The 21085-nt window shown below is 62.5% G+C and carries 19 protein-coding genes and 1 tRNA gene; 11 read left to right on the top strand and 9 right to left on the bottom strand.

From position 1 onward, the window contains the following. Positions 1-335 precede the first annotated feature (335 nt). Both H6718_31240 and H6718_31235 read left to right on the top strand, forming a co-directional pair. The gene (locus H6718_31240) at positions 336-1727 is read left to right on the top strand and encodes a hypothetical protein (GenBank protein MCB9589931.1); all 1392 of its coding nucleotides are present in this window, start codon (positions 336-338) and stop codon (positions 1725-1727) included. Between the two features lie 1134 nt (positions 1728-2861). Next, on the top strand, positions 2862-3533 hold the full coding sequence (locus H6718_31235; protein MCB9589930.1) for a hypothetical protein: 672 nt from the start codon (positions 2862-2864) through the stop codon (positions 3531-3533). A gap of 398 nt (positions 3534-3931) precedes the next feature. On the opposite strand, the gene H6718_31230 is transcribed toward H6718_31235, so the two are convergent. The 7 genes from H6718_31230 to H6718_31200 all read right to left on the bottom strand — a co-directional run bounded on the left by H6718_31230 (position 3932) and on the right by H6718_31200 (position 11086). Further along, positions 3932-4008 (bottom strand) — tRNA-Arg (locus H6718_31230). 91 nt (positions 4009-4099) lie between these two features. Continuing rightward, positions 4100-4984, bottom strand: coding sequence for a metallophosphoesterase (locus H6718_31225; protein MCB9589929.1), 885 nt, complete (start codon positions 4982-4984; stop codon positions 4100-4102). Between the two features lie 48 nt (positions 4985-5032). Further along, complete coding sequence (locus tag H6718_31220; protein MCB9589928.1) at positions 5033-6049, bottom strand: hypothetical protein; 1017 nt, start codon at positions 6047-6049, stop codon at positions 5033-5035. Between the two features lie 151 nt (positions 6050-6200). Next, positions 6201-7577, bottom strand: a complete 1377-nt coding sequence (locus tag H6718_31215; GenBank protein ID MCB9589927.1) for a sigma-54-dependent Fis family transcriptional regulator — start codon at positions 7575-7577, stop codon at positions 6201-6203. A 143-nt stretch (positions 7578-7720) separates the two neighbouring features. Further along, a complete protein-coding gene (locus H6718_31210) occupies positions 7721-9187 on the bottom strand; it encodes a response regulator (GenBank protein ID MCB9589926.1) in 1467 nt (488 codons plus the stop codon). After that, positions 9184-9903, bottom strand: a complete 720-nt coding sequence (locus H6718_31205) for a response regulator (protein ID MCB9589925.1) — start codon at positions 9901-9903, stop codon at positions 9184-9186. Before H6718_31205 ends, H6718_31210 begins: the two co-directional genes overlap by 4 nt. A gap of 4 nt (positions 9904-9907) precedes the next feature. Beyond that, positions 9908-11086 (bottom strand): histidine kinase, encoded by a 1179-nt coding sequence (locus H6718_31200; protein MCB9589924.1) that lies wholly within the window; start codon positions 11084-11086, stop codon positions 9908-9910. A 481-nt stretch (positions 11087-11567) separates the two neighbouring features. Here H6718_31200 and H6718_31195 point away from each other — a divergent pair, with 481 nt between their 5' ends. Then, entirely contained in the window at positions 11568-12218 is a 651-nt protein-coding gene (locus H6718_31195) for a universal stress protein (protein MCB9589923.1), read from the top strand. 180 nt (positions 12219-12398) lie between these two features. On the opposite strand, the gene H6718_31190 is transcribed toward H6718_31195, so the two are convergent. Continuing rightward, on the bottom strand, positions 12399-12860 hold the full coding sequence (locus H6718_31190) for a universal stress protein (protein ID MCB9589922.1): 462 nt from the start codon (positions 12858-12860) through the stop codon (positions 12399-12401). A gap of 296 nt (positions 12861-13156) precedes the next feature. Between H6718_31190 and H6718_31185 the strand changes: the two genes are divergently transcribed. Both H6718_31185 and H6718_31180 read left to right on the top strand, forming a co-directional pair. Next, positions 13157-13723: a hemerythrin domain-containing protein gene (locus tag H6718_31185; GenBank protein ID MCB9589921.1), complete on the top strand. Its 567-nt coding sequence runs from the start codon at positions 13157-13159 to the stop codon at positions 13721-13723. Next, complete coding sequence (locus H6718_31180; GenBank protein ID MCB9589920.1) at positions 13720-14223, top strand: universal stress protein; 504 nt, start codon at positions 13720-13722, stop codon at positions 14221-14223. The genes H6718_31185 and H6718_31180 overlap by 4 nt, the downstream gene beginning before the upstream one ends. A gap of 98 nt (positions 14224-14321) precedes the next feature. Here H6718_31180 and H6718_31175 read toward each other — a convergent pair whose 3' ends face one another. Further along, entirely contained in the window at positions 14322-15299 is a 978-nt protein-coding gene (locus H6718_31175; GenBank protein ID MCB9589919.1) for a ferritin-like domain-containing protein, read from the bottom strand. Positions 15300-15583: 284 nt separating this feature from the next. Here H6718_31175 and H6718_31170 point away from each other — a divergent pair, with 284 nt between their 5' ends. The 6 genes from H6718_31170 (at position 15584) to H6718_31145 (ending at position 21085) form a co-directional block, all read left to right on the top strand. Further along, positions 15584-16567, top strand: coding sequence for an acyl-CoA desaturase (locus tag H6718_31170; GenBank protein MCB9589918.1), 984 nt, complete (start codon positions 15584-15586; stop codon positions 16565-16567). Then, positions 16521-16868: a ribosome-associated translation inhibitor RaiA gene (locus tag H6718_31165; protein MCB9589917.1), complete on the top strand. Its 348-nt coding sequence runs from the start codon at positions 16521-16523 to the stop codon at positions 16866-16868. Before H6718_31170 ends, H6718_31165 begins: the two co-directional genes overlap by 47 nt. Next, positions 16868-17317, top strand: a complete 450-nt coding sequence (locus H6718_31160) for an OsmC family protein (GenBank protein MCB9589916.1) — start codon at positions 16868-16870, stop codon at positions 17315-17317. Before H6718_31165 ends, H6718_31160 begins: the two co-directional genes overlap by 1 nt. 579 nt (positions 17318-17896) lie before the next feature. Continuing rightward, positions 17897-20167, top strand: coding sequence for a cytochrome-c oxidase, cbb3-type subunit I (ccoN, locus tag H6718_31155; protein MCB9589915.1), 2271 nt, complete (start codon positions 17897-17899; stop codon positions 20165-20167). 1 nt (position 20168) lies between these two features. Continuing rightward, positions 20169-20372: a cbb3-type cytochrome c oxidase subunit 3 gene (locus H6718_31150; GenBank protein MCB9589914.1), complete on the top strand. Its 204-nt coding sequence runs from the start codon at positions 20169-20171 to the stop codon at positions 20370-20372. Continuing rightward, positions 20369-21085 carry a c-type cytochrome gene (locus H6718_31145; protein MCB9589913.1) on the top strand — a complete coding sequence of 239 codons (717 nt, stop codon included), beginning with the start codon at positions 20369-20371 and terminating at the stop codon, positions 21083-21085. The genes H6718_31150 and H6718_31145 overlap by 4 nt, the downstream gene beginning before the upstream one ends.

Raw genomic sequence — 21085 nt, 5'->3', positions numbered from 1 at the left:
CGCATTCGTTTGCTGCGCCTCGCACTCGACAAACTTCACACCACAGTTCTTGGGAGTTGGAGACCCCGCCGCGCCGCTGAGCAAGTGTATCTCTCCGCCTCCTACGATGGCGAACTCGTTTTGACCGTCGGTCGATCGGGTACCTATCGGGTTGCCAAGTTTGGTGTCGATGGTCGCAGCGTGAAGGTGCGCTGGCAGCTATCCGGTGACGGGACGCCCGTTGCGAAGCCGGTGGTTAAGCGAACTGGACTAGACCTAATTACAATAGACAGCGCCGGGAACAGAAGGGCGGTTCGCGTCCAACCTCCCGCTACTGGGGTACAGGACCTCGGCCAATGTCTGGGAGAGTAACCATCCCAAGGTGGCTGTACCTTCTGCCGCTGCTGATGCCCCTTACACAGTGCGCCTCCGGAGGATGTGCCGGGGATGATCAGCACCCCCCCGGTGTGGTTGCGGGTGCTGGAGGCCAGGGCGCTGGCAATATGCCAAGCGGTGGCCACGCGGGCGGGACGGTGGTGGACGGGAGCGACGGCGGCGGGGCAGCAGGTGCAGGCTTCGGCGGGACTGCTGGCGAAGGTGGCGCCCCCACGGTCTGGCAGTCCTTCACGACCCTGGGGAGTTGTACGCTTGAACGGTCCACAGGTGGAGCACTGCTTCGCTGGGAACCATGTGGGTGGGCCGCGGACTGCGAGGTTGCAGAGCTGGCCACCGAGGGTTTGGGTTCGGGCAAGGCACGAGTCACGAACCATTCTGCCCTGCTCGACTTTGCCAAGCCGCAGTTCGCGCTGACGTTTGCGGTCGGGGGCACCACCTACGCAGGCTTCGTTGCAGACGACGGCGAGGCAGTTGAGATTTTCCGTGCGGCAGCGAAGAGCCAGTGCACTGTCGTGGGAGCCGGCTCCACGCCGTCAGAGCATGCGGTCGTCGTCACCATCCCTTTACCAACCGGCGGTAGCCGATATGCGATCGCACGGAGCGAGTTGGACTCTGGTGGTTCGCGCAGCTTTCGAGAAGTGGACGGCCTCCACGACTACGCCATCCTGACGTTGAAGCCGAACAAGCTCGACGACCAACGATGGGTCGTTAATCAGGTTGCTGGTGATGTGTGGGCGATCGATGAAGACAATACTGCTCGCGAGTTGCTCGCAAAACCCGGGACGGGTGTTCTTGGCCGGTCTCGTCCGGTTGTGCTGCCGGACCGACGCATCGTAGTTGCAGAGTTGAGGGTGGCTGGCGCGACCACGTTCTGGGCCACAAGTCTGCTTGAGGAGGCTTCCGGACAGCTGACTGACTTGCTTGGCGTGGTGGGGGAGAACTGGGCCAGCCCGCGCTGGACCGGGTCGGGCTTGGCTGTTGTTCGAGGCTACGGAGCGTCAGGGGACAGCCTGTCGCGGACCGAAGTCTGGGCTGGTCCGTTCGGTGCGGGAGTCAACCAGTTCGCTCCGATCACGCTTGGGAGCCTCGTGAATAGTGGCACCGCGCTTGCCGACTTAGGGGACCTGGCGGTGGGCGGACACGACTACTACGTTACAGCATTAGCGCCGACCGATGCAATAAGGGATCTAGCGATTTGGAACATAAGCACTCATCGGAGAAGCGACGTGCATGTCGAGTCTTCAGGCGGTCTCTTCGGATTCCTGGGGATTACACCTGAGTTCGTTTATCTATTGGCTGGCGAGGACACTATTGCGAATAGAATTATACGAATTCGTCTGGAGCGAGAGTGAGATATGAGACTCGCGGCTACATTGATTCTCCTCGGGGCTATGGTTGCACTACTCTTGAGCAAGGTAACCAGCGGCGGTGAATCTCGCCGCGGTTCTAGCCCAGCGTCGATGTCCGCGGCTTCCGCGAGTACGCCAGCCCCGATCCCACTCCCAGCAGAATTCATGGGCAAGTGGCACCCGGTAGTGGGTTCATCCTACCTAGCGCGGATGCGACAGGAGTATTCACAAAGCCGGTTGCCCGGAACTCCGAGCTTCGACAAGCTTGTTCCTCAACTGAAAGCCTCCCAAGCGGCGATATGGGACTTCTCGCAGACTGAGATCATCGCCAGTTTCGGCGGCGACGAAGAGCGGCGCCAGTTTCGTGTTAGTACAGCGCACGATGCTGAAGCAACTCTGGAGTTGGTGACCACGGCGCGACCGCTCGAGATAAGGCTTCGGCTGGTTGGGCAGGACGCTTTGGAGCTGTCTTTCCCGAGGACGAATGCGGTACCCGCGCTGCGAATGGAACGGGTGCGACCATAGCAACGGCACGGAACCAGCGCATGTCAAGGCACCGCATGCTTCGTACTTCAGTCGTACTGTTGCTGAGCGTTCTTGGTATGCCTGCTTGCGGACCAAGCTGCTTTGACGACCTTGACTACCACGAGGTCGACTTGGTTCAGTGGTGTAGTGATCACCCGGTGTGTGAGCGAGAGGGCACAGCATGTCCAAGCGCGGGCTGCGATCCCAGGTTCGTCGCAGAGAATGACCGAACCGTTGTGAGCGTGCCCTTTTCCCAGGTCGACAGTCGGGTTGATCTTGAGTCCGTCTACTTCGTGATATCACGCTTGGAGCCAGCGCCCAGCTACAGTCTCTATGTTTACGCGGACGAGGTTCCTGTGTGTCAGATTCCGGTTGATGCCGACGTGGTCACCGCCACCTGTGCGGTGTCGGCCGGAACGTCTGTCCTTGTTATTGAAGCGCCACTAAAGCATCCAAGCTTCTACGTCGACATCTGGGCGCGAGAGCGAACCCCCACCAAGCGGATTGAAGTGTGTGGCGGGTGATCCACTCGCATTCACGGCTGCAAACCTCCGTAGGAGAGTCCAACGCCCGTTCAGTCTTCCGAATCCAGCTGGGACGACAACGCGCCGGGTGTGGAACGAGCGCTTCCGCGCGCGGGTGTTGATGGTCTGCGTGACGGGAGCCCTGGCCGGTGGCTGTGCCCTCGGCCCCTGGTACCCGGAGCGCGTGGAGAGCGATGTCAGGTACACTGAACGCCGGGGACCGGCGAAGGAGGGGCAGTGGGAGGCGACCGTTGCACGTCGCAGCGGACAGCTTCGGGTCCATCTGGTTGCGCCGGTTCGATGCGAGGTTGAAGGTGAGGCGACCCGAAGCGAGCGCGTCTTCGAAACCAGAGACTACAACGGGATGCTTGCCTTCGAGGGAACACTCGCCGTGATGGGCACCGTCATTCCGTTCCTGATCCCGTCGACCGGCAGCCAACGTCTCATTGGATTGACGCTACTTGGGCTGCCTCCGACTACCGTGTTTACTGTTGAACTTCTTCGGCCGACCCATCGCGTGGCATACTTGGAGTCAGAACCCAGGCATTACACCTACCTTCGTCGGTGCCCGTCGCGCGTGATCCCGTCCGTCCTAGTCGAGCTCGAATCACCAGACGGAAACAGGCAGAGCGCCCGCACCGACGCGGACGGAGTCGCCCGCTTCACGGTGGATCCGACGCAGAGCGTGACGGTGCGAGTCGAGGGTGTGGCCGACCAAGTGTCGCCCGCCGAGGCGCCTGCTGAGGAGCCATCGGAGTAGCGGTTCACATCCCAACCGCACAGCACAAACCAAAACGAACTCCTGACCCACGGATTAAGGGACGCAGCCCCCAATAGTCAGTTTCTGCGACTAAGCGTTGCTCGTCACCCCCAAAAACCTCGCAAATCGTGAGGTGAATATTCCGCGCGGAATATATCCGGACCAGCGTCCGAGACCAAAAGTCTAACCCGCGGATTAGACTTTCGGCCCTCTGAGAGCCCTGAACGCTCTCAGAGACCCCCCAGGCGGGCCACCCGTCGCTCTTTGTTCCGCGCGGCGATGACGCACACAAAGAGTGGGCAGAGACGGAGCAGCTTGAAAAATGCGCGAACGTCGCGTGAGGCGCCGCGACGGAAGTCTAACCGGTGGGTCGCTTCCGTTGCGGGGCTGGGGGTGAGTGGCACGCCAGGAGGGATTCGAACCCCCGACCAGAGGATTAGAAATCCTCCGCTCTATCCTACTGAGCTACTGGCGCTTGATGGCCGGGGAATTTAGCCAAATCTCGGGCGTCGGCGAGCACGAAGTGGAGATCGGGTGGCTTTGTTTGGGCGCCCCGGTGCTGGAGATCACTCGGAGGCGGCGGCTCTCAGGCGCTCCGCGAGGCTCGCAGAGGGTGTGAGCTGGTAGTGCGCCGGTTGCTCGCCAAACACGCGAAACAAGGCGCGTTCTGGGGCAACGTCGAGGAGGCCGAAGGTCTTCGCGGGGCGGCCTGGGGCGTCTGCGTCGAGGTTCTCGATGGGGCTCTGCAGGGTGATGTACGGGACGCCGGCGATCAGGTCGAAGTGGTTCCAGTGGGCGTGCCCGTTGACCACCAAGAGCACCTTTCCGCTCGCTTCGATCACTCGGCGGAAGGCTTTGCGCTCCGCCACGCGGCAGATGTTTGGGGCCTGGGAAAACCAGCGGTTGCCGTCGAGCACACAGTCGCTGAGGGGATGATGGATGCAGATGACCGTGGCGAGCTCTGTCTGACTCAGGTCCTTCTCCAGCCACTCGAGCTGTTCCGCGGGGAGACGAACGTCGATGTCCTTCGTCTCGCGAGTCGCGAGGACACAGAGGTGCACGCCGCCGATGTCGCGGGAGTAGTGGAGCTGGTCCACCTCGAGCCCGGTGACCTGCCACAGCTCACGCAACTGGAGGTCGCTCAGGTGGACGCGATCGTGGTTGCCAGCGACGTGAAGGGCTGGGCAGGGTAGGCGAGTCAGCTCGGCGACGAACTCTCCGTAGCGAGCGAAGTCAGCCTCCGGCGATTCGTCTTCGAGCACGTCCCCCAGGTTCACCAGCACGTCGAGAGGCGTCGCGCGCTGAGGGCGCTGCCGGGGCAAGTTGGGGCCCGATAGGTAGCTCACCAGCTCGCGCAAGAAAGGCGCCGCTTGGTCGCTCATCTTGCGGAGCTTGCCCTCGAAGGTGGCGCGAGGACCCAGGTGTAGATCCGTGAGGAAAGCCGCGCGCATGGGTCTCAGCGTAGCTCGCGCGCTGGCCGCGCGCGAGCGGTGACGTTCCTACTGGGCGCCTTCGATGACGGCCTTGCCGAGCTTCGTCACTTTGCCGTCGATCTTCGAGCCTTCGACCGTGATCTTGCAGTTGCCCAGCGCCTTGAGCGCTGCCGTTTTGCCTTTGACGGAGCCGCCCTTGATCGTGATGTTTGAATTGCCAAGCGCCGACACGCCGGTTGGAGCCTCGATGTTGGAGTCCTCGATCACCAGGGTGCAGTTGGCGCCAGCCGTGATGGCGGTGCCCGAGGTCAGCTTCGCGGTGACACCCTTGATCCGGTAAGCGTCGTTGCCTCCGCAGTTGAACGGAGACTTGCCATCCCAGTCGGCGTCTTTGAGATCCGAAGCGGCGGCTGGGGCGCCACCTGGCGTCGCAGGAACCACCGTCGACTTCTTGGCCTCGGCGTAGATGTACCAACCGAGACCGAGAATACCGATCAGCACGATGAAGAGGATCACCGCGACGATCACGCAGCCGATGAGCTTGCTCTTGGCCTTGTCGACCGCCTGCTTCTTCAAGCCATCGGTGTCGAGCCCATCCTCGGAGCTCATGTTCACCTTGAAGCCGCCGATGTTGAGCTTGGCCTTGACCTCGTAGTTGCTCGGATCGAGGGCGTCCTGCGCCTTCTCCTGGAAGGAGTTCTGCATCGCCTGCATGGGCGTGGGCGGCATCTGCGCGGGCGCCATCGGCTGCGGTGCCGGAGCTTGCTGTGGATTGATGTTGAGCTGCAGCTGGCTCACCTGCACGCCCTGCATCTGGGCTTGGGCCGCCTGGGCGATCTCCGGGCCGAGGGCCGCCGCGCTCATCGACAGCGTGGGGATCGCGAGCTGGTTCGCGCCGAGCTTCTGCGCGAGCACTTGCTCGGCTGCCTTGATCACAGCCTGCCGTACGTAGTCTTGGTATTGAGCCGGATCGCCGTTCAGCGAGTAGCTGACGGTGCCGTGGACGTTGGTCTGAACCGGCTGCTGGGTGCTCGGATCACGCAGGGTGATCTGACTGCCGAACTGAGCTTGGCCTTGCTGCATGCTTTCCCCTTGTCGCGAGCAGATTCCTGCTCGCGAGTCAGGCGGTCAAGCGCATTTCCCCAAAGGCCCCAAAATGACCCGCGGCCCGTTGAAGGACCGCGAGGGCGCCCCAGCGCAAACTTCGGCTGGGACTGCCTCGTGGAAACGCTGCTCAGTCTTCCACGATCGGGGTGCCGCTCTTCGGCGCCGCGCCGTACTCGTGGAGTTTGTACTGGATCTTGCGGGGGCTAATACCCAGTGTCGCTGCTGCCTTGCTGGTCGAGCCTCCCACCGCAGCCAGCGTCTCGAGGATCGCAAAGCGCTCGATGTCTGACAGGGTGGAGCCCGGGATCTTGATGCCGAAGTCGCGTTCATCCGCCTTGACTTCGGGCGGCAGATGGTCGGCTTCGATGGCGTCACCTTCGGCCATGACGACCGCGCGTTCCACGACGTTCTCGAGCTCGCGGACGTTGCCCGGCCAGTTGTAACGGGTGAGGCGGGCGAGCGCCCCATCCGCGATGCGGGTGACGCTCTTGGCGTTCTCGGCCGAGTACTTGTTCAGGAAGAACGTCGCCAGCGCCGGGATGTCGCTGTCACGCTCGCGCAGCGCGGGCAGCTTGAGATTGATGACATTTAGACGATAGAATAAATCCTCGCGGAAATTGCCCTTCGCTACCTCGTCCTTGAGATTTCGATTGGTGGCCGCGATCACTCGCACATCGGCCTGAATCGTCTGGTCGCCACCAACACGCTCGAACTCGCGCTCCTGGAGCACGCGCAGGAGCTTGACCTGAGTGGCCAGGGGGATCTCCCCGATCTCGTCGAGAAACAGCGTCCCGCCGTGGGCGCGCTCGAAGCGCCCTTCGCGGCGGCGATCAGCGCCGGTGAACGACCCGCGCTCGTGACCAAAGAGCTCGCTCTCCAGCAGGCTCTCGGCGAGCGCCGCGCAGTGGACGCGAACGAACGGACCGTTGGCGCGCGGCGAGTGCTGATGAATCGCAGCGGCGACGAGCTCCTTGCCGGTTCCAGACTCTCCGGTCAGCAACACGGAGGCCTTGCTCGGGGCCACTTGAGCGATGGTCTTGAACACCTGCTGCATCTCAGGTGAAGAGCCGATGATGTTGTCGAAGCTGTAGCGCTCCGCGAGTCGCACTCGTAGGTCTCCGGCTTCTTTACGCAGCCGGCGGCGCTCCAGTGCGCGCTCCAGCACCAGCACCAGCTCGTCCATGTTCAGCGGCTTGGTCAGGTAGTCAGTCGCTCCGGAGCGCATCGCCTGGACTGCCGTGTCGACGGCGCCAAATGCCGTCATCACCACCACCTCGACGTCTGGGTCCGCCTGCCGCACCTTTTGCAGCAACTCCACGCCATCCATGCCCGGCATCTTTAGATCCGTGAGGATCAAATCCGGGTGGCCCTCCTCGAACTTCGATAGCGCCTTGAACCCGTCGGCAGCCGTCTCGACGAAGTAGCCCTCCTCCTTGAGCAACTCAGCCAGCGCCGTGCGCGCGTTGGCTTCGTCATCGACTACGAGGATGCGTTCCTTGCTCATGCTCAAAATCCCAATCCGGGTGGTGGTGCGGACGCCGATGCGCCCGGGCGACTCGATCCTCTGCAGCTTGCGTGCCGAAACGCATTCTTGGCGCCTGACGCAGATTTAGCGCCGGGGTTGGCAAATGCCACGCGCATGCGCTGCTATTCGTCGGTTGGTGGCGGTAAATATTGCGCACTGCTGTCGCTGGGCACAACGGGAGCGAGCGGGAGGCGAATCGTGAAGCAGGTGTTCCCGGGCTGTGAGACCGCGGAAATCTTGCCGTCGTGGGCGGTCACCAGGCTGTGAACGATGGACAACCCCAAGCCAGTCCCAGTGTCCTTCGTGGTGTAGAACGCGTCGAAGATCTGCGCGTCGGGAGGGAAGCCAGGGCCATCGTCCGTTACCTCGAGCAATGCCTCCGTGTCGGTGGGGATGAGCCGCAGTGTGACGGTTCCACTGTCACCGCTGGCCTCCACCCCGTTGCGGATCAGGTTCAGCAGTACCTGGCGGAAACGCTCCGGATCCAGTGGGACCCAGAGCGGTTGCTCGGCTTTCACCACCTTCAGCTTGGTTCCCTTGGCCTTTGCTTCTGGCGCGACCAGCGCAACGACAGCGTCCGCGACGTCGTTGAGGTCGTGAGGCGCAAGCTCGACCCGTGAAGGACGCGCGAAGGCCAAGAAGTCAGCCACCAAGCGCTCGAGACGGCGGATCTCGTCTTTGACCACCAACACCACAGGAGCGAGCTCTGGAGGCGACGTCTTGCCCTTGGCGATGCGCCGCTCCAGAACCTGGAGTTGAAGCAGCGCCGAGTTGAGTGGATTCCGCACTTCATGCGCCAGGCCCGCTGCCAAGGTGCCGACGGCCGCCAAGCGTTCGCTGCGCAGCGTGCGCTGGAGCATTTCGCGTTCGTCGGTGACGTCGACGCCCATGGCATACGTCAAGCGGCTCTTGGGTGCGTTCGTGACGACCGCACGTTGCCAGCGCACCAGGCGGTGCCCGCCACCTTTGAGCGGCAGTGGAGCATCACCCTCCCCCCCAACGAAACGTTCCCCGAGTTGACCCAACATCTCCTCGCGCTGGAACCCAGTCACTTCCTCGAGGAAATGATTCCAGACGACGATTTCGCCATGCTCGTTCAGCGCGAGCACGAATGCCGGAACGTTCTCAACCAGGTTTCGGTGCTTGGCCTCGGAGGTCTCGAGCTCCGCGCGCAGCTCCTGGCGTTCGCGCAGCAGCGTAGCCTGGCGCAGCGCTAGTGTCGCCTTCTCCAGCAACTGCGGAGGGGGAAACGGCTTGACGATATAACTGAACGCGCCGCCGTCTACCGCAGCGATCGCGGTCTCGACCGTCGCATCGCCCGTGATCACGATCACCTGCGCGTGCTCGGAACCCTTGCGGATGTCCGAGAGCAGCGCGGTGCCCTTATCGTCAGGCAGATGCACGTCGACCAGCGCGAGCGCAACGTCGTGCTCGGCTGCGAACGCGCGCGCTGCTTCCGCGCTCGGAAGGGCCGTGCATTGAACGTCGAAGCCTTCGAGTTCGTCGAGGATGTCCGCGAGGTTCTCCGCAAAGGCGGCGTTGTCGTCGACGATCAGGATGTTGAGCGGGGCGCTCCGGTCCGGATTCATTTTTCGAGAGCGCTTCCCACGCGCTCCAGCAGGTCGTTTGCTGCGATAGGCTTCGGTAGCGCGGAGATCACGCCGGGCAGCTTCTCGATGTCAGCGGCCGTGTCCGGGTCGAGGTGCCCGGAGAGGATCAAGATGTGAATCGTCGGGTCGCGAGCGAACAGCCGCTTGGCTATGTCAATGCCGGTTCCGTCCGGCAACATTAGATCAAGTACGGCGAGGCGGGGCAGGTCCCGTCGCGCCAAGGCCTCCCTCGCGCACTCCGAGGTGGACACCTCGAAGCCGGCGTCATGGAGGATCTCTTGGATGTTCTCTGCGAAGCGCCGGTCGTCATCGACGATCAGGATGTCGCGTTCGTTCTTCTCAAAGGCCCGGACCAGGCGCTCCAGCTGATCGAAGTCCACTGGCTTCGCCAGCACGTCGAGCGCGCCGATCTCGTGGGCTTTTCGGACCACGTCGTCGGCGGCGAAAGCGCTGATCAACACCACCGGGGTGGAGACGCCGCGCTTGCGCAGCTCAGTGATCAACTCGAGACCCGAGGACTCCGGCAGGCGGTAGTCCGTGATGATTCCCGAGAACGTTTGGGAACTCAGCGCGTCCAGGGCCTGGTCTGCGCTCTCGACGATGCGACAAGGGTGACCCAGGTCTTCGAGGATCTCGGCCAGGTTTTCGGCGAGCTCGACGTGGTCATCCACGATCAGGAGTGGGTTCGAGGTCATCGGTTCACTCGGAAGAGCCAGAGGTTTCGGTTTCGTGGTCCGGAAGCCAGAGCTTGAAGATCGTGCCGATCTCCGAAGGCACCAGCTGAATCTCCCCGCGATGGGCTTCGAGGATACGCCGACAGAGGCTCAGGCCAAGGCCTGTTCCTTTGGCGCGGGTCGTAAACAGCGCATCGAAAACTCGAGAACGGATATCAGCTGGAATTCCTGGACCGTTGTCGGCGATGTCGATCTCGTGTCCACCAGGGACGGCCCGCGCGCTGACCTGGATCGTCACGTCTGAGCGCGCCTGGACCGAGTTGTGGAACAGGTTGATCAACACTTGACGCAGTTGATCCGCGTCGACGAGCACCTGGAGGTCTTCGGGGACATCCAGCTCCACCGAGGCGGTTGGACCGAGTGGGGCGTACTCCACCGCGATGTCCAACACCTGACGGAGATTGCGCCAGCCTTTCGAGGGTGGGCGACTCCGCGCGAGCTCGAGGAGCTGGGTGATCGTGCTGTTGCAGACTCGCACCTGAGTCGCGATGCGACCGAGGTGCTTCTCCACCTTGGGGTCCGCTGCTGCCAGGTCGCTGACGCGATTGCGCAACAAGTAGAGCGACGACTCGATGATGCCCAAGGGGTTGCGGAGCTCGTGACCGACGCTCGCCGCGAGCTGACCGATGGTTGCCAGGCGCTCGTGAGATCGCATGCGCGCCACCAAGTCTTCACGGTAGGTGTCGAGCATCAGCGCGAGCTCCAGATCGAGGACTTGGCCGACCGCGTGAATCGTGTGGGCGCAGCGCTCGTGATCCTCGTGGAAACTCTCGACCGTGATGTGCGTGAGCGCACTGCGGATGCGGTTCATCGCGGTAAACATGAACTCTTGAGGCAACGCGATGCGCACGTGCACGCGCCCGATGCGCGAGTGGGTTGCCACGTAGTCCTCGTCATGCGGTCCCAGCAGAACGGACTCCAGCCAACGCACCAAGGATCGCTTCAGGCGCTGAATTTGCGCGTTGCCTCCGGTGATCGCTTGATGGGCGTCCGGGTGCTGTTGGATCGCTGCGTAGAAGTCGTCGACGATGCGCTCGAAGTGCGGCTCCGCCAGCGGATGCAGTTCGCGTAGGAGCTTCGCCGACTCAGCGTCGAATCCCACGTATTGCTTCACACTTTCGATATCGAGGGGCTGCGACGACACAGCTGTAGGATGTAGGAGGACACTGAGCATGGTTCAAGACCCTCCGCGCAGACGCACGCTCGCCTACGCGAGGCACAGCCACGAGCCACGGTGCGCGTTGGGCCCCCGCCTGACTCACCCGCTGGTGCTCGGCCGGAACGCTGTACGCACGTCATCCGAAGCTCCTTCACCCCGGAATTGGGGCGATCCGGCTTCGGCTAACGCAAACTAGGCATGGCACCGGGGGCAGCAAGGTCAGCGGCGGGGTGCGATTTGTCGCACGAACGGGATGCGGGGCTCGGCAGCGCGAGCGCTAGAATTACGCAAAAGCGCGAGCGGCCCAGCGACGCTGTCTCGAACTCTTTTCGAGGCCTGGTGGGTTCCAAAGCTGGGCAAGCGCTCGCTGGCACGCTCGCTGCAGACATTGCGCCGACTGGGACTGAATCCGTCGGGATCCACTCCTCCCCTCAAGCATTCGAAGCGCAACGAAGGAGCTAGTGCGATGAGCTCGGAACAAGCAAGCCACTACACCGTGGTGGTAGGCGCCGATTACTCGAAGTTGGGCGATCTCGCCCTCGAGCGAGCTTTCCAGCTCGTGCAGGACAGACCGGACGCTGAGATTCACGTGGTGAATGTCGCTCACGGTTTCGGTCCGATGGTTAGCGTGGAGCTCGGTGAGGGTACCGAGACCTTCAGCCTGGATGAGGCCGCCGCGGCGCTGAAAAAGCACGTTGAGGCACGGATTGACGCTTGGGAAGCCGACCACGGGATGCTCGAGCTATCGCATCTGGTCACGCACTTGCGCGTCGGCTCACCCGCCCACGAGATCGCCCAGCTCGCGACGGACTTGGAAGCGGAGGAAGTCGTTGTGGGTACCCACGGGCGGCGCGGCGTCTCCAGGCTCCTGCTCGGGTCGGTTGCTGAAGGGGTCGTGCGTCTAGCGCCTTGCTCCGTCAGCGTCGTTCGTCCGAAGAGCGCTCCCACGGAGCCCAAAATCGAGCCGGCTTGCCCTGAGTGCGTCAAGGTTCGCCAGGCCAGCGGCGGCAAGGAGCTGTGGTGCGCTCAACACCTCGAGCACCACGCGCGGCGCCACACTTACCACTACAGCTCCAGGCAGTGGGGCGGGGCTTCGCGCCACAGCGAGATCCCCTGACACTTCGCTCAAGCGTCTAGGGACGCAGCTGAGTCAGGGTTTTCCTTGGGGAAAAATGGCTCGGGGGTAGGGCCTCGCATTCAAAGGGATGTGAGGCCCGTTTTGTTTCGGTTCAGGGGTTTGGGGGAGAGGGTGCGGCGTCGCTACCTCGCGGCGCCTCCCTGGCTCGAGCTTGAAGCGCTACGCGGCTTGCTTGCGGCTACGTAGGGTCAGCACGGGACAGGCAGCGCTGCGCACGATGCGTTCAGCGACGCTCCCAAGCAACAAATGCGTGAGCCCAGTGCGGCCATGGGTCCCAACGACGATCAGGTCGTAGAGCCCAGCGTTGGACTCCTCGAGGATCGTCTCTACGGGAGCGCCCTCCTCTACCCGCCAGTGGACCCCTTTGGGATCTCCAACCGTCGCGCGCAACGCTGCCAGCTCCGCACGGGCGTCATCTTGGGCGATTTCCCGCAGTGGCCGGTGCTCTCCAGCGTACGTCCACCCGACTAGATCGGGGCGGACGTACTGCGAGCCTTCGAAGCAATGCAGCACGGTCAGCTCCGCGCCGAAGCTCTCTGCCATGCGCATCGCCTCATCCAGGGCGAGCTTCGAGCAGTCCGAAAAGTCGACGGGACACAGAATCTTTTTCAGCTGGACCATGGTTCCTCGCTTCCAAGTGTCGCCCCCTGCGAAGCGCAGGCCAAGAGCAGTGCCCTCGCGTCGCGCCCTGGATCGAAACGAAACCCAGCGTGCCGCGGAGCGCCCCGAGCGGCTCACGCAGCCGATGCAGCGTAAAACGCGTAAGATCTGCGTTTGGCGAACGGTCCTCCGCAAGCGGTGCGTTTGACCGCGTCAGATTGAGGGAAAAATAGGGGCACCAGCCCGAGAAAAATTCGCGGGGCGGTCCTGGCACGTCACTTGAAGGGTCCCACTCGACCTGTCACGGGAGATGTTCGATGTCTGTACTCACTCCGCTCTTCGACGAACACCGGCTCATCCTTCGAGTCACGGACGCCTTCGAGAACTACCTGAAGCAGCTGCCAACGGACTCCGAGGAAGTCCGTCAGGACCTGCATCGCTTCGTCACGTTCTTTCGCGAGTTCGTCGACCTGTGTCACCACGAGAAAGAAGAGGCGGTGCTGATGCCCGCGATGGTGAAGGCGGGCTGCGACTGGGAGAGTGAAGACTTCGAGCACCTGCGCAAGGATCACAACCAGGAACGCTACCTGATGCGGGTGATCCGGCAGGCAGCCGCGCAGCGCGGCCTGTGGACGGGAGAAGATCTCCGGCACCTGAAGAGCATCGGGCAGGAGCTGGTTGATTTCATGCGCGCGCATGTCGATCGCGAGAACACCAGGATCTATCCCGTCGCAGTCGAGCTGCTCCAGGGCGAGCGCGCGGCGGAACTCACCCAGGCCTTCGAGGACTTCGAGCGTGCGCGGCGTTCCCACGGCTACGATGGTTTCCTGAAGGAAATGGCGGACGAGCTGGTGCGTGACTACTCGGGAGTCAAGGTGGCATGAACGAGCCAAAGAAGCTGCTGGTCCCCGTGGATTTCTCGCCGTGTAGCGCTCACGCGCTGCGCTACGCTGCTTTCCTTGCGGATTCTTGGGGCGCCGAGGTGGGCGTGGCCTACGTCTGGGAGCCGCCACTCACACCGTCGGACGACCCGACCGCGGACGTGCCCTATCAAGCGCAAGAGTTTCAGTCCCAGGCCGCGGCGCGCCTCGACAGCGACCTCGTGCAGTTCATTCAGGCGGCGCATTTCCCTGAGAGCGTGACGGTGACACGCAAGATCCTGCGCGGAGACCCGAAGAAGCGCATCGTCGAGGAAGCCGTGGACGCCGACTACGACATGTTGCTGCTCGGCACCCACGGACGCAAAGGGCTCGAGCGGCTGCTGCTCGGCAGCGTCGCCGAGTGGGTGGTGCGTCACGCAGACGTGCCGGTCATGGTGGTGCCGCCCGACCGCAATCAGCAAATCGCGGCCATCTCCGAGAGCCTGCCGGTCATCCCTGTCTGAGGCAACCGCTGCGGCTCCCAAAAGGCCTGCAGCGCCGAAAAGGTAGAGCCCCGTGACTGCAGTCACGGGGCTCTTGGGTTGGGTACCCCCCGGTACCCTTAGTTCTCCTCGTCCGCCGGATCTTCCCAGTTCTCGTACTGCAGGATGCCGAGGTCCTCGAAGCGTTCGCGTTGCCGCGAGGAGAGAAGGCCGATGCGCTTTACCGCTGGAACGATCTTCGCGAAGAGCAGCTGGCGGAATTGCTTCTGCCCCTCGTTCTCGAAGGTGATGCGCATGCACTCCTCGACGGGCATGCCCATCTTCTCCCAGACTTCTTGGAACAAGAAGCGGTCGCGCATCAGGCGCGCGCCTTCGTAGACGAAGTCTTCGCGCTCGCGAACTTCAGACTCTTGCATGCCCTGGTAGTGGTCGCTGAGGGAGAGTACGCCGTACGCCACGTGGCGTGCTTCGTCGCGGATCACGTGATCCGTCAGGTCCTTGAGCAGCGGCTCGAGCACGTTGTTGCGCGTCACGCCGAACGCCGCCAGTGCCAGGCCTTCGACCATCACCTGCATCCCCAAGAGCTTCATGTCCCAGCGGCTATCCGTGAGGATCAAGTCGAGGAGCGTGCGTAGGTGCGGGTTGATGTCGTAGGAGAAGCCGACTTTCTCGTGGAGGTACTTGTCGAACACTTCGACGTGACGCGCCTCGTCCACCACCTGAGTCGCTGCGTAGAGCTTGCTGTCGGTGTCCGGCACACAGTCGACCAACTGAGCCGCGGCCAACATGGCGCCTTGTTCCCCGTGCAGGAACTGGGACTGGGTCCACGCGGTGAGCTCGGCTTGCAGGCGCTTTTTCTCCGTGTCCGTCAGCTTGTCGTACAGCGACGAACCAAACAGCGGGTGCATGAACTCGGGGATGTTCTGCGCTTCGAGGTCGACGTCGATGCTCCAATCGAGATCCGTTTCGCCATTCCACTGGGAAACGAGCGCCTTGCGATACAGGCGATTCAGCTGCGGTCGGTCATGCTCGTAGGTCCAGTTGAAGCTGATAGGCAGCTTCGCTTCTAGCGTGTCGAGTTGCAGGGGGCGGTTCATGCGTCACCTCGCGGTTGATTTGGCGAAGACGGAACTGCAAAAACCGGGCGCAAGGCCAAGATTGCGCTCCTCACCCCCAAATCCAGCTTGAAATGAGGGGAACGCGACGTCTGCTGACGCGACGAAACGTGACTGATGCGAGCTTGGAACTCCGCATGGCTTGCGGCTCAGCGACGCTCATTACGAAGTCGCTGCGGGATTGCCGCAGGAACGCCGCGAAAGGATTCACCAAGCGTGATGCGGGCCTGACGAAACGCTGACAAGCGGCCGCTAGAGATCTTCGTATGAGTCAGCCCTCCCCCGTGACGCCTGCGGGTGCCACGCTCGAGCCCAACGAGCGCATCGACCTGGTGAAGTCGATCCCGTTCGCCATCATGCATTTGATGCCGCTCGGCATCTTCTACTTCGGCTTCAACTGGGGGGACTTCGCGCTGTGCATCGCGCTCTACGTGGTGCGGATGTTCTTCATCACCGGCGCGTACCACCGCTACTTCTCCCACCGGAGCTACAAGGTTGGGCGCTTCATGCAGTTCCTGCTGGCGTTTGGTGGAGCGACGGCCGCGCAAAAGGGACCGCTCTGGTGGGCGTCTCACCACCGCGTGCATCACAAGTACTCGGACACGCCTCAAGACGTGCATCCGCCGTCTCGCGGCTTCTGGTGGGCGCATGTGGGTTGGATCCTGTGCAGCAAGTACGAGGACACGGATCTGAACCGGGTGAAGGACCTAGCGAAGTACCCGGAGCTCCGCTGGATCGATAAGTACTACCTCGTTCCGCCGACGATCTTGGCGGTGAGCGTGTTCCTGCTCGGCGGTGCGAGCGCACTGTTTACCGGCTTCTTTCTGTCGACCGTGCTGCTTTATCACGGCACCTTCACGATCAACTCGCTGACCCATCGCTTTGGCAAGCGGCGCTACGCCACGACAGACACCAGCAAGAACTCGTTCCTGCTAGCGCTCATCACCCTCGGCGAGGGGTGGCACAACAACCACCACTACTACCAGGGCAGCGCCAACCAGGGCTTCTTCTGGTGGGAGATCGACATCAGCTACTACACGCTAGTTGTGCTGTCGTGGTTCGGCCTGGTGAAGGATTTGCGGAAGCCACCAGAGAAGGTGCTCACCAGCAACCTGGTGAAGGACGTGGGAGAGCGCGATTCGGTGTCGCGGAACAAGAGCGGCACGGAAGGTGCTTTGGGTACTACCGAAGGAGGTCGTATCCATGAGCGTTCCGCTACGAATCACGTTTCGCAACCTGTCGCACTCTGACGCGATTGAGGCCCGCATCCGCGAAAAGGCCCAGAAGCTCGATCGCTACAAAGAGTTCGTGACGGATGTGCACGTGGTCGTCGATTCGCCGCACAACCATCATCACAAAGGGCGCATCTACACCGTTTCCCTGGAGCTCCATGTCTCTGGGCACGAGTTCCACATCAATCGCGACAACGGTAAGAACCACGGCCATGAGGACGTGTACGTGGCGATGCGCGACGCATTCGAGGCCGGCGTCCGTCAGGTGGACGAGCACGTGACCAAGGTGCGCGGTCACCAGCGGGCTCGAGCGGTTTGATGGAGCCGTTTCCCCACACTTACCAAGCTGCCGCAAGCGGGCGGGCAGACGGCCTCGTGCGTGTCACGTCGCCGGGTGTCCCAGACTTGGACAGCGCGGGTCCCACGGCCTTTGGAGGGCCGGGGGACCTATGGTCTCCGGAGACGATGCTGGTCGCAGCCGTCGCCGACTGCTTCATCCTGACGTTTCGTGCCATCGCCACCGCTAGCAAGTTCGAGTGGCTGGACCTGAGCTGCGAGGCGAGCGGGACGCTAGATAAGGTCGAGCGGGAGATCCGCTTCAGCGAGATCAGCCTCAAGGTGCGTCTCACCGTCGCGGATCTAGGGCTGGCCGAGCGCGCGGAGCGCTTGCTCGAGAAGTCTGAGAAGCACTGCCTGATCAGCCGCTCGCTGCGCTGCGAGACGAAGCTGGTGACAGAAATCCAGGTAGCGGATACCGCCGCTGCCTGACGGTTTCGGCTAGCTAGATCCACCAGGAAACGGCCACCGCCCTCGAAGGGCTGGTGGCCGTTGGTTTTTTCGCTGCGACAAGATTTGGAGTTGTCAGAGTTACGACGGGCGAATCCTTCGTGGCGTCCTCGGGGGACGGCAGGTTCTGCGCGAAGGCGTTGCGCCGGTGGATTGACCGAATGCGCAGCATCCGACGCGGGTGTCGATGCACGTGCGGCGCGGTTTCCGGTTGTCCGCAGAGGGATTCGGAAGGTTTTGCTGGCGCCAAGCGCTGTCCCGGTCCAGCGGGTCCGCCAAGAGGCTCCGTCGGAGCGTCAAAACCTTGACCTTTTCCTCGAGGAATTGCTGGTTTGGGGTGAGCGAAATGCCCCGCGCCGCAGGTCGTTCGCTGGACGGCGCGTGCCCGGCACTATCTGCGCGAATTCTAGGGCTCTAAACCCTGGCTTTCAGGGTCAGCAAGCCAAGGGCTGGAAATCCGCTGCGTGAAACTCCGCAAATAGCGCGGCTTCCCTCCGGAGCTTGCGGCCAAGTGCCGCAGGTCCTCGCCCTTGGCGCGCATCTTGAACACGCCCCCGCGTAATGACCACTCGTGTCGAACGTTTTACGTACGATGACGCAATCGTCCGCAAGTTTGCCTTCGCCTGCATCATCTGGGGTTTGGTCGCGACGCTCGCTGGGCTGACTCTCGCCCTCCAGCTCGTGATGCCCGAGCTGAACGCGGGTCTCCCGTGGCTGACTTTTGGTCGTTTGCGTCCTCTCCACACCAACGCGGCGATCTTCGCCTTCGCTGGTAACGCCATCTTTGCGGCGGTTTACTACTCGTCGCAGAGGCTCCTCAAAGCGCGCATGTTCAGCGACAAGCTGAGCCAGTTCCACTTCTGGGGCTGGCAGGCGATCATCGTCTCCGCCGCGCTTACGCTGCCGTTCGGGATCACTCAGAGCAAAGAGTATGCAGAGCTCGAGTGGCCGATCGACATTGCGATCGCCGTCGTTTGGGTCGTGTTCGCGATCAACTTCTTCGGCACCATCGCCAAGCGCCGCGAGCGCCATCTGTACGTCGCGATTTGGTTCTACATCGCGACGATCATCACGGTGGCGATCCTGCACATCTTCAACAACCTGGTGATCCCTGCCGGGCTGTTCAAGAGCTACTCGATCTACGCCGGCGTTCAAGATGCCTTCATGCAGTGGTGGTACGGCCACAACGCGGTGGCGTTCTTCCTGACGACGCCCTTCCTCGGCCTGATGTACTACTTCATGCCGAAGGCGGCTGAACGGCCCGTCTTCAGCTACAAGCTGTCGATCCTCCACTTCTGGTCCTTGGTGTTCATCTACATCTGGGCCGGTCCCCATCACCTGCACTACACGGCGCTGCCCGAGTGGGCGAGCACCCTCGGCATGGTGTTCAGCGTGATGCTGTGGATGCCCAGCTGGGGCGGCATGATCAACGGCCTGCTCACGCTGCGTGGCGCGTGGAACCGCGTCGCGAGCGACCCGGTGCTCAAGTTCTTCGTGGTGGGGATCACGTTCTACGGCATGGCGACGTTCGAAGGCCCGATGCTCAGCATCAAGAGCGTCAATACGCTGAGCCACTATACCGACTGGACCATCGCCCACGTCCACAGCGGCGCCCTGGGGTGGAACGGCTTCATGACCTTCGGGATGCTCTACTGGCTCGCCCCGCGCCTGTTCCAGACCAAGCTGTGGTCAAAGAAGCTCGCGGAGTATCACTTCTGGATCGGTACCCTGGGGATCCTGTTCTACATCATCGCGATCTACGCCGCGGGGGTGACCCAAGGACTGATGTGGCGCGCCTTCGACGAGACCGGGCGTCTCGCCTACCCGGATTTCATCGAGAGCGTCGTCCGCGTGCTGCCCATGTACTGGGTGCGGGCGCTGGGTGGTCTGATGTTCGTCGCTGGCGTGGTGATGTGCTTGGTGAACCTGGTCATGACCTGGAAGACCCGGCCCGAGAAGTATGAGGAGCCCGTGCAAGAGGCTCCGGCCCTCGTCGGAGAGTACGAAGGACCCTCGCCGAAGCTGGTGATTCCGCCTCACGCGCCGGTGCTCGAGTTCGCTCATAAACTGAACTACTTCACTCAGGCAGCTTGGCACCGTGTCTGGGAGCGGAAGCCTGCCAAATTCACGGTGCTGGTCACCGTGGCCGTGGCCATCGCGTCGCTCTTCGAGATCATCCCGACGTTCCTCATCAAGTCGAACGTGCCCACCATCGCCTCGGTCAAGCCCTACACGCCCCTCGAGCTGTATGGACGGGATCTGTATATTGAAGAGGGGTGTTACAACTGTCACTCGCAGATGGTGCGGCCAATGCGCGCGGAAACGGAGCGCTACGGCGAGTACTCGAAGCCCGGGGAGTTCGTCTACGATCACCCCTTCCAGTGGGGTTCACGGCGCATCGGCCCTGACCTTCACCGCGTCGGTGGCAAGTACCCGCACCTCTGGCACGTGCGCCACATGGAGGACCCGCGCAGCACGACGCCCCAGTCGATCATGCCAGCATATGAGTCGATGCTGCGCGACGAGATCGATTTCAGCGTGATCCAACATCGGGTGGACGTGATGGTGATGCTCGGGGTGCCGTACGGAGACTCCGTGAACAAGGCAGAAGCCCAGGCGCGAGAGCAGGCGAAGGAAATCGCGTACGAGGTCGCTTCCCAGGGTGGCCCGAAGGGACTGGGTGACAAGCAGGTGGTCGCTCTGATCGCCTATCTTCAGCGCCTCGGCACCGACATCAAGACCGCCCCACAACCAGCGAGCGATCAACGAGCTCCCAACGCGGCGGCCGGCGCGCCGAACGACACCCTCACTTCCGCACAAGGAGCCCAGTGACATGAAACTCAGCGAAATCATGAGCAACATGGGGCTCACTAGCTACGCGGAAATTGGCCTGTTGATCTTCTTTGCCGTCTTCATTGCCGTGGTGTTCCGCGTCTACAGCAAGAAGCACCAGAGCGAGTACGAAGCCGCGCGCCTCATGCCCCTGGACGACGAGTTGGTGCGCACCCCTCGCGACGCAGCAGGAGAAGAACGATGAGCACCGGCGATTCCAAACGATCAGCTCCCGGCGGTGTCACCGACGAGCTGCTGGAGCATGAGTACGATGGGATTCGTGAGTACGATAACCCCATGCCCAAATGGTGGGTGTGGATGTTCTGGGGCAGCTTCTGGTTCGCGTTGTTCTATTTCTTCCACTTCCACGTCGGCGCCAAGGGCACCTCGGTGGCCCAGGCCTATGTGGACGAGCTGAAGGAGGCGCGGGAAGCCGAAGCCAAGATGGCGATGGGAGACGCCGTGTCCGAAGAGGGCCTGGCGAAGCTGATGGAGAACAAGCCCATGATGGGTGACACCCAGGCGGTCTTCAAAGCTCGCTGCGAGCAGTGCCACGCGGATAAAGGGCAGGGCCTGATCGGTCCGAACCTGACCGACGATTCTTGGATCCACGGCAAGGGTACGCTGATGGACATCTACAAGACCGTGGACGAGGGCGTTCCCGCCAAGGGTATGCCCGCCTGGGGACGTCAGCTGACTCCCATCGAGCTGCGCAAGGTCGTTGCCTATGTGGGCAGCCTTCGAGGTACGAACGTCCCGGGCAAACCTCCCGAGGGTGAGAAGGTGGACATGGCCGCGTCGGTAGCACGCGGCGCCGCAACGGATGCACCTTCTGCGTCGCCCGTGGCTCCCACCGACAGCGCCGCACCCGCCGCACCGACGGATGCTGCGCCTTCTGCGGCACCGTCAGCGAACTAG

The organism is Polyangiaceae bacterium (assembly GCA_020633205.1).
Taxonomy (GTDB): domain Bacteria; phylum Myxococcota_A; class Polyangia; order Polyangiales; family Polyangiaceae; genus JAHBVY01.
The sequence above is the reverse complement of the archived record's forward strand: the minus strand, read 5'-3'. Positions and strand labels throughout refer to the sequence as shown.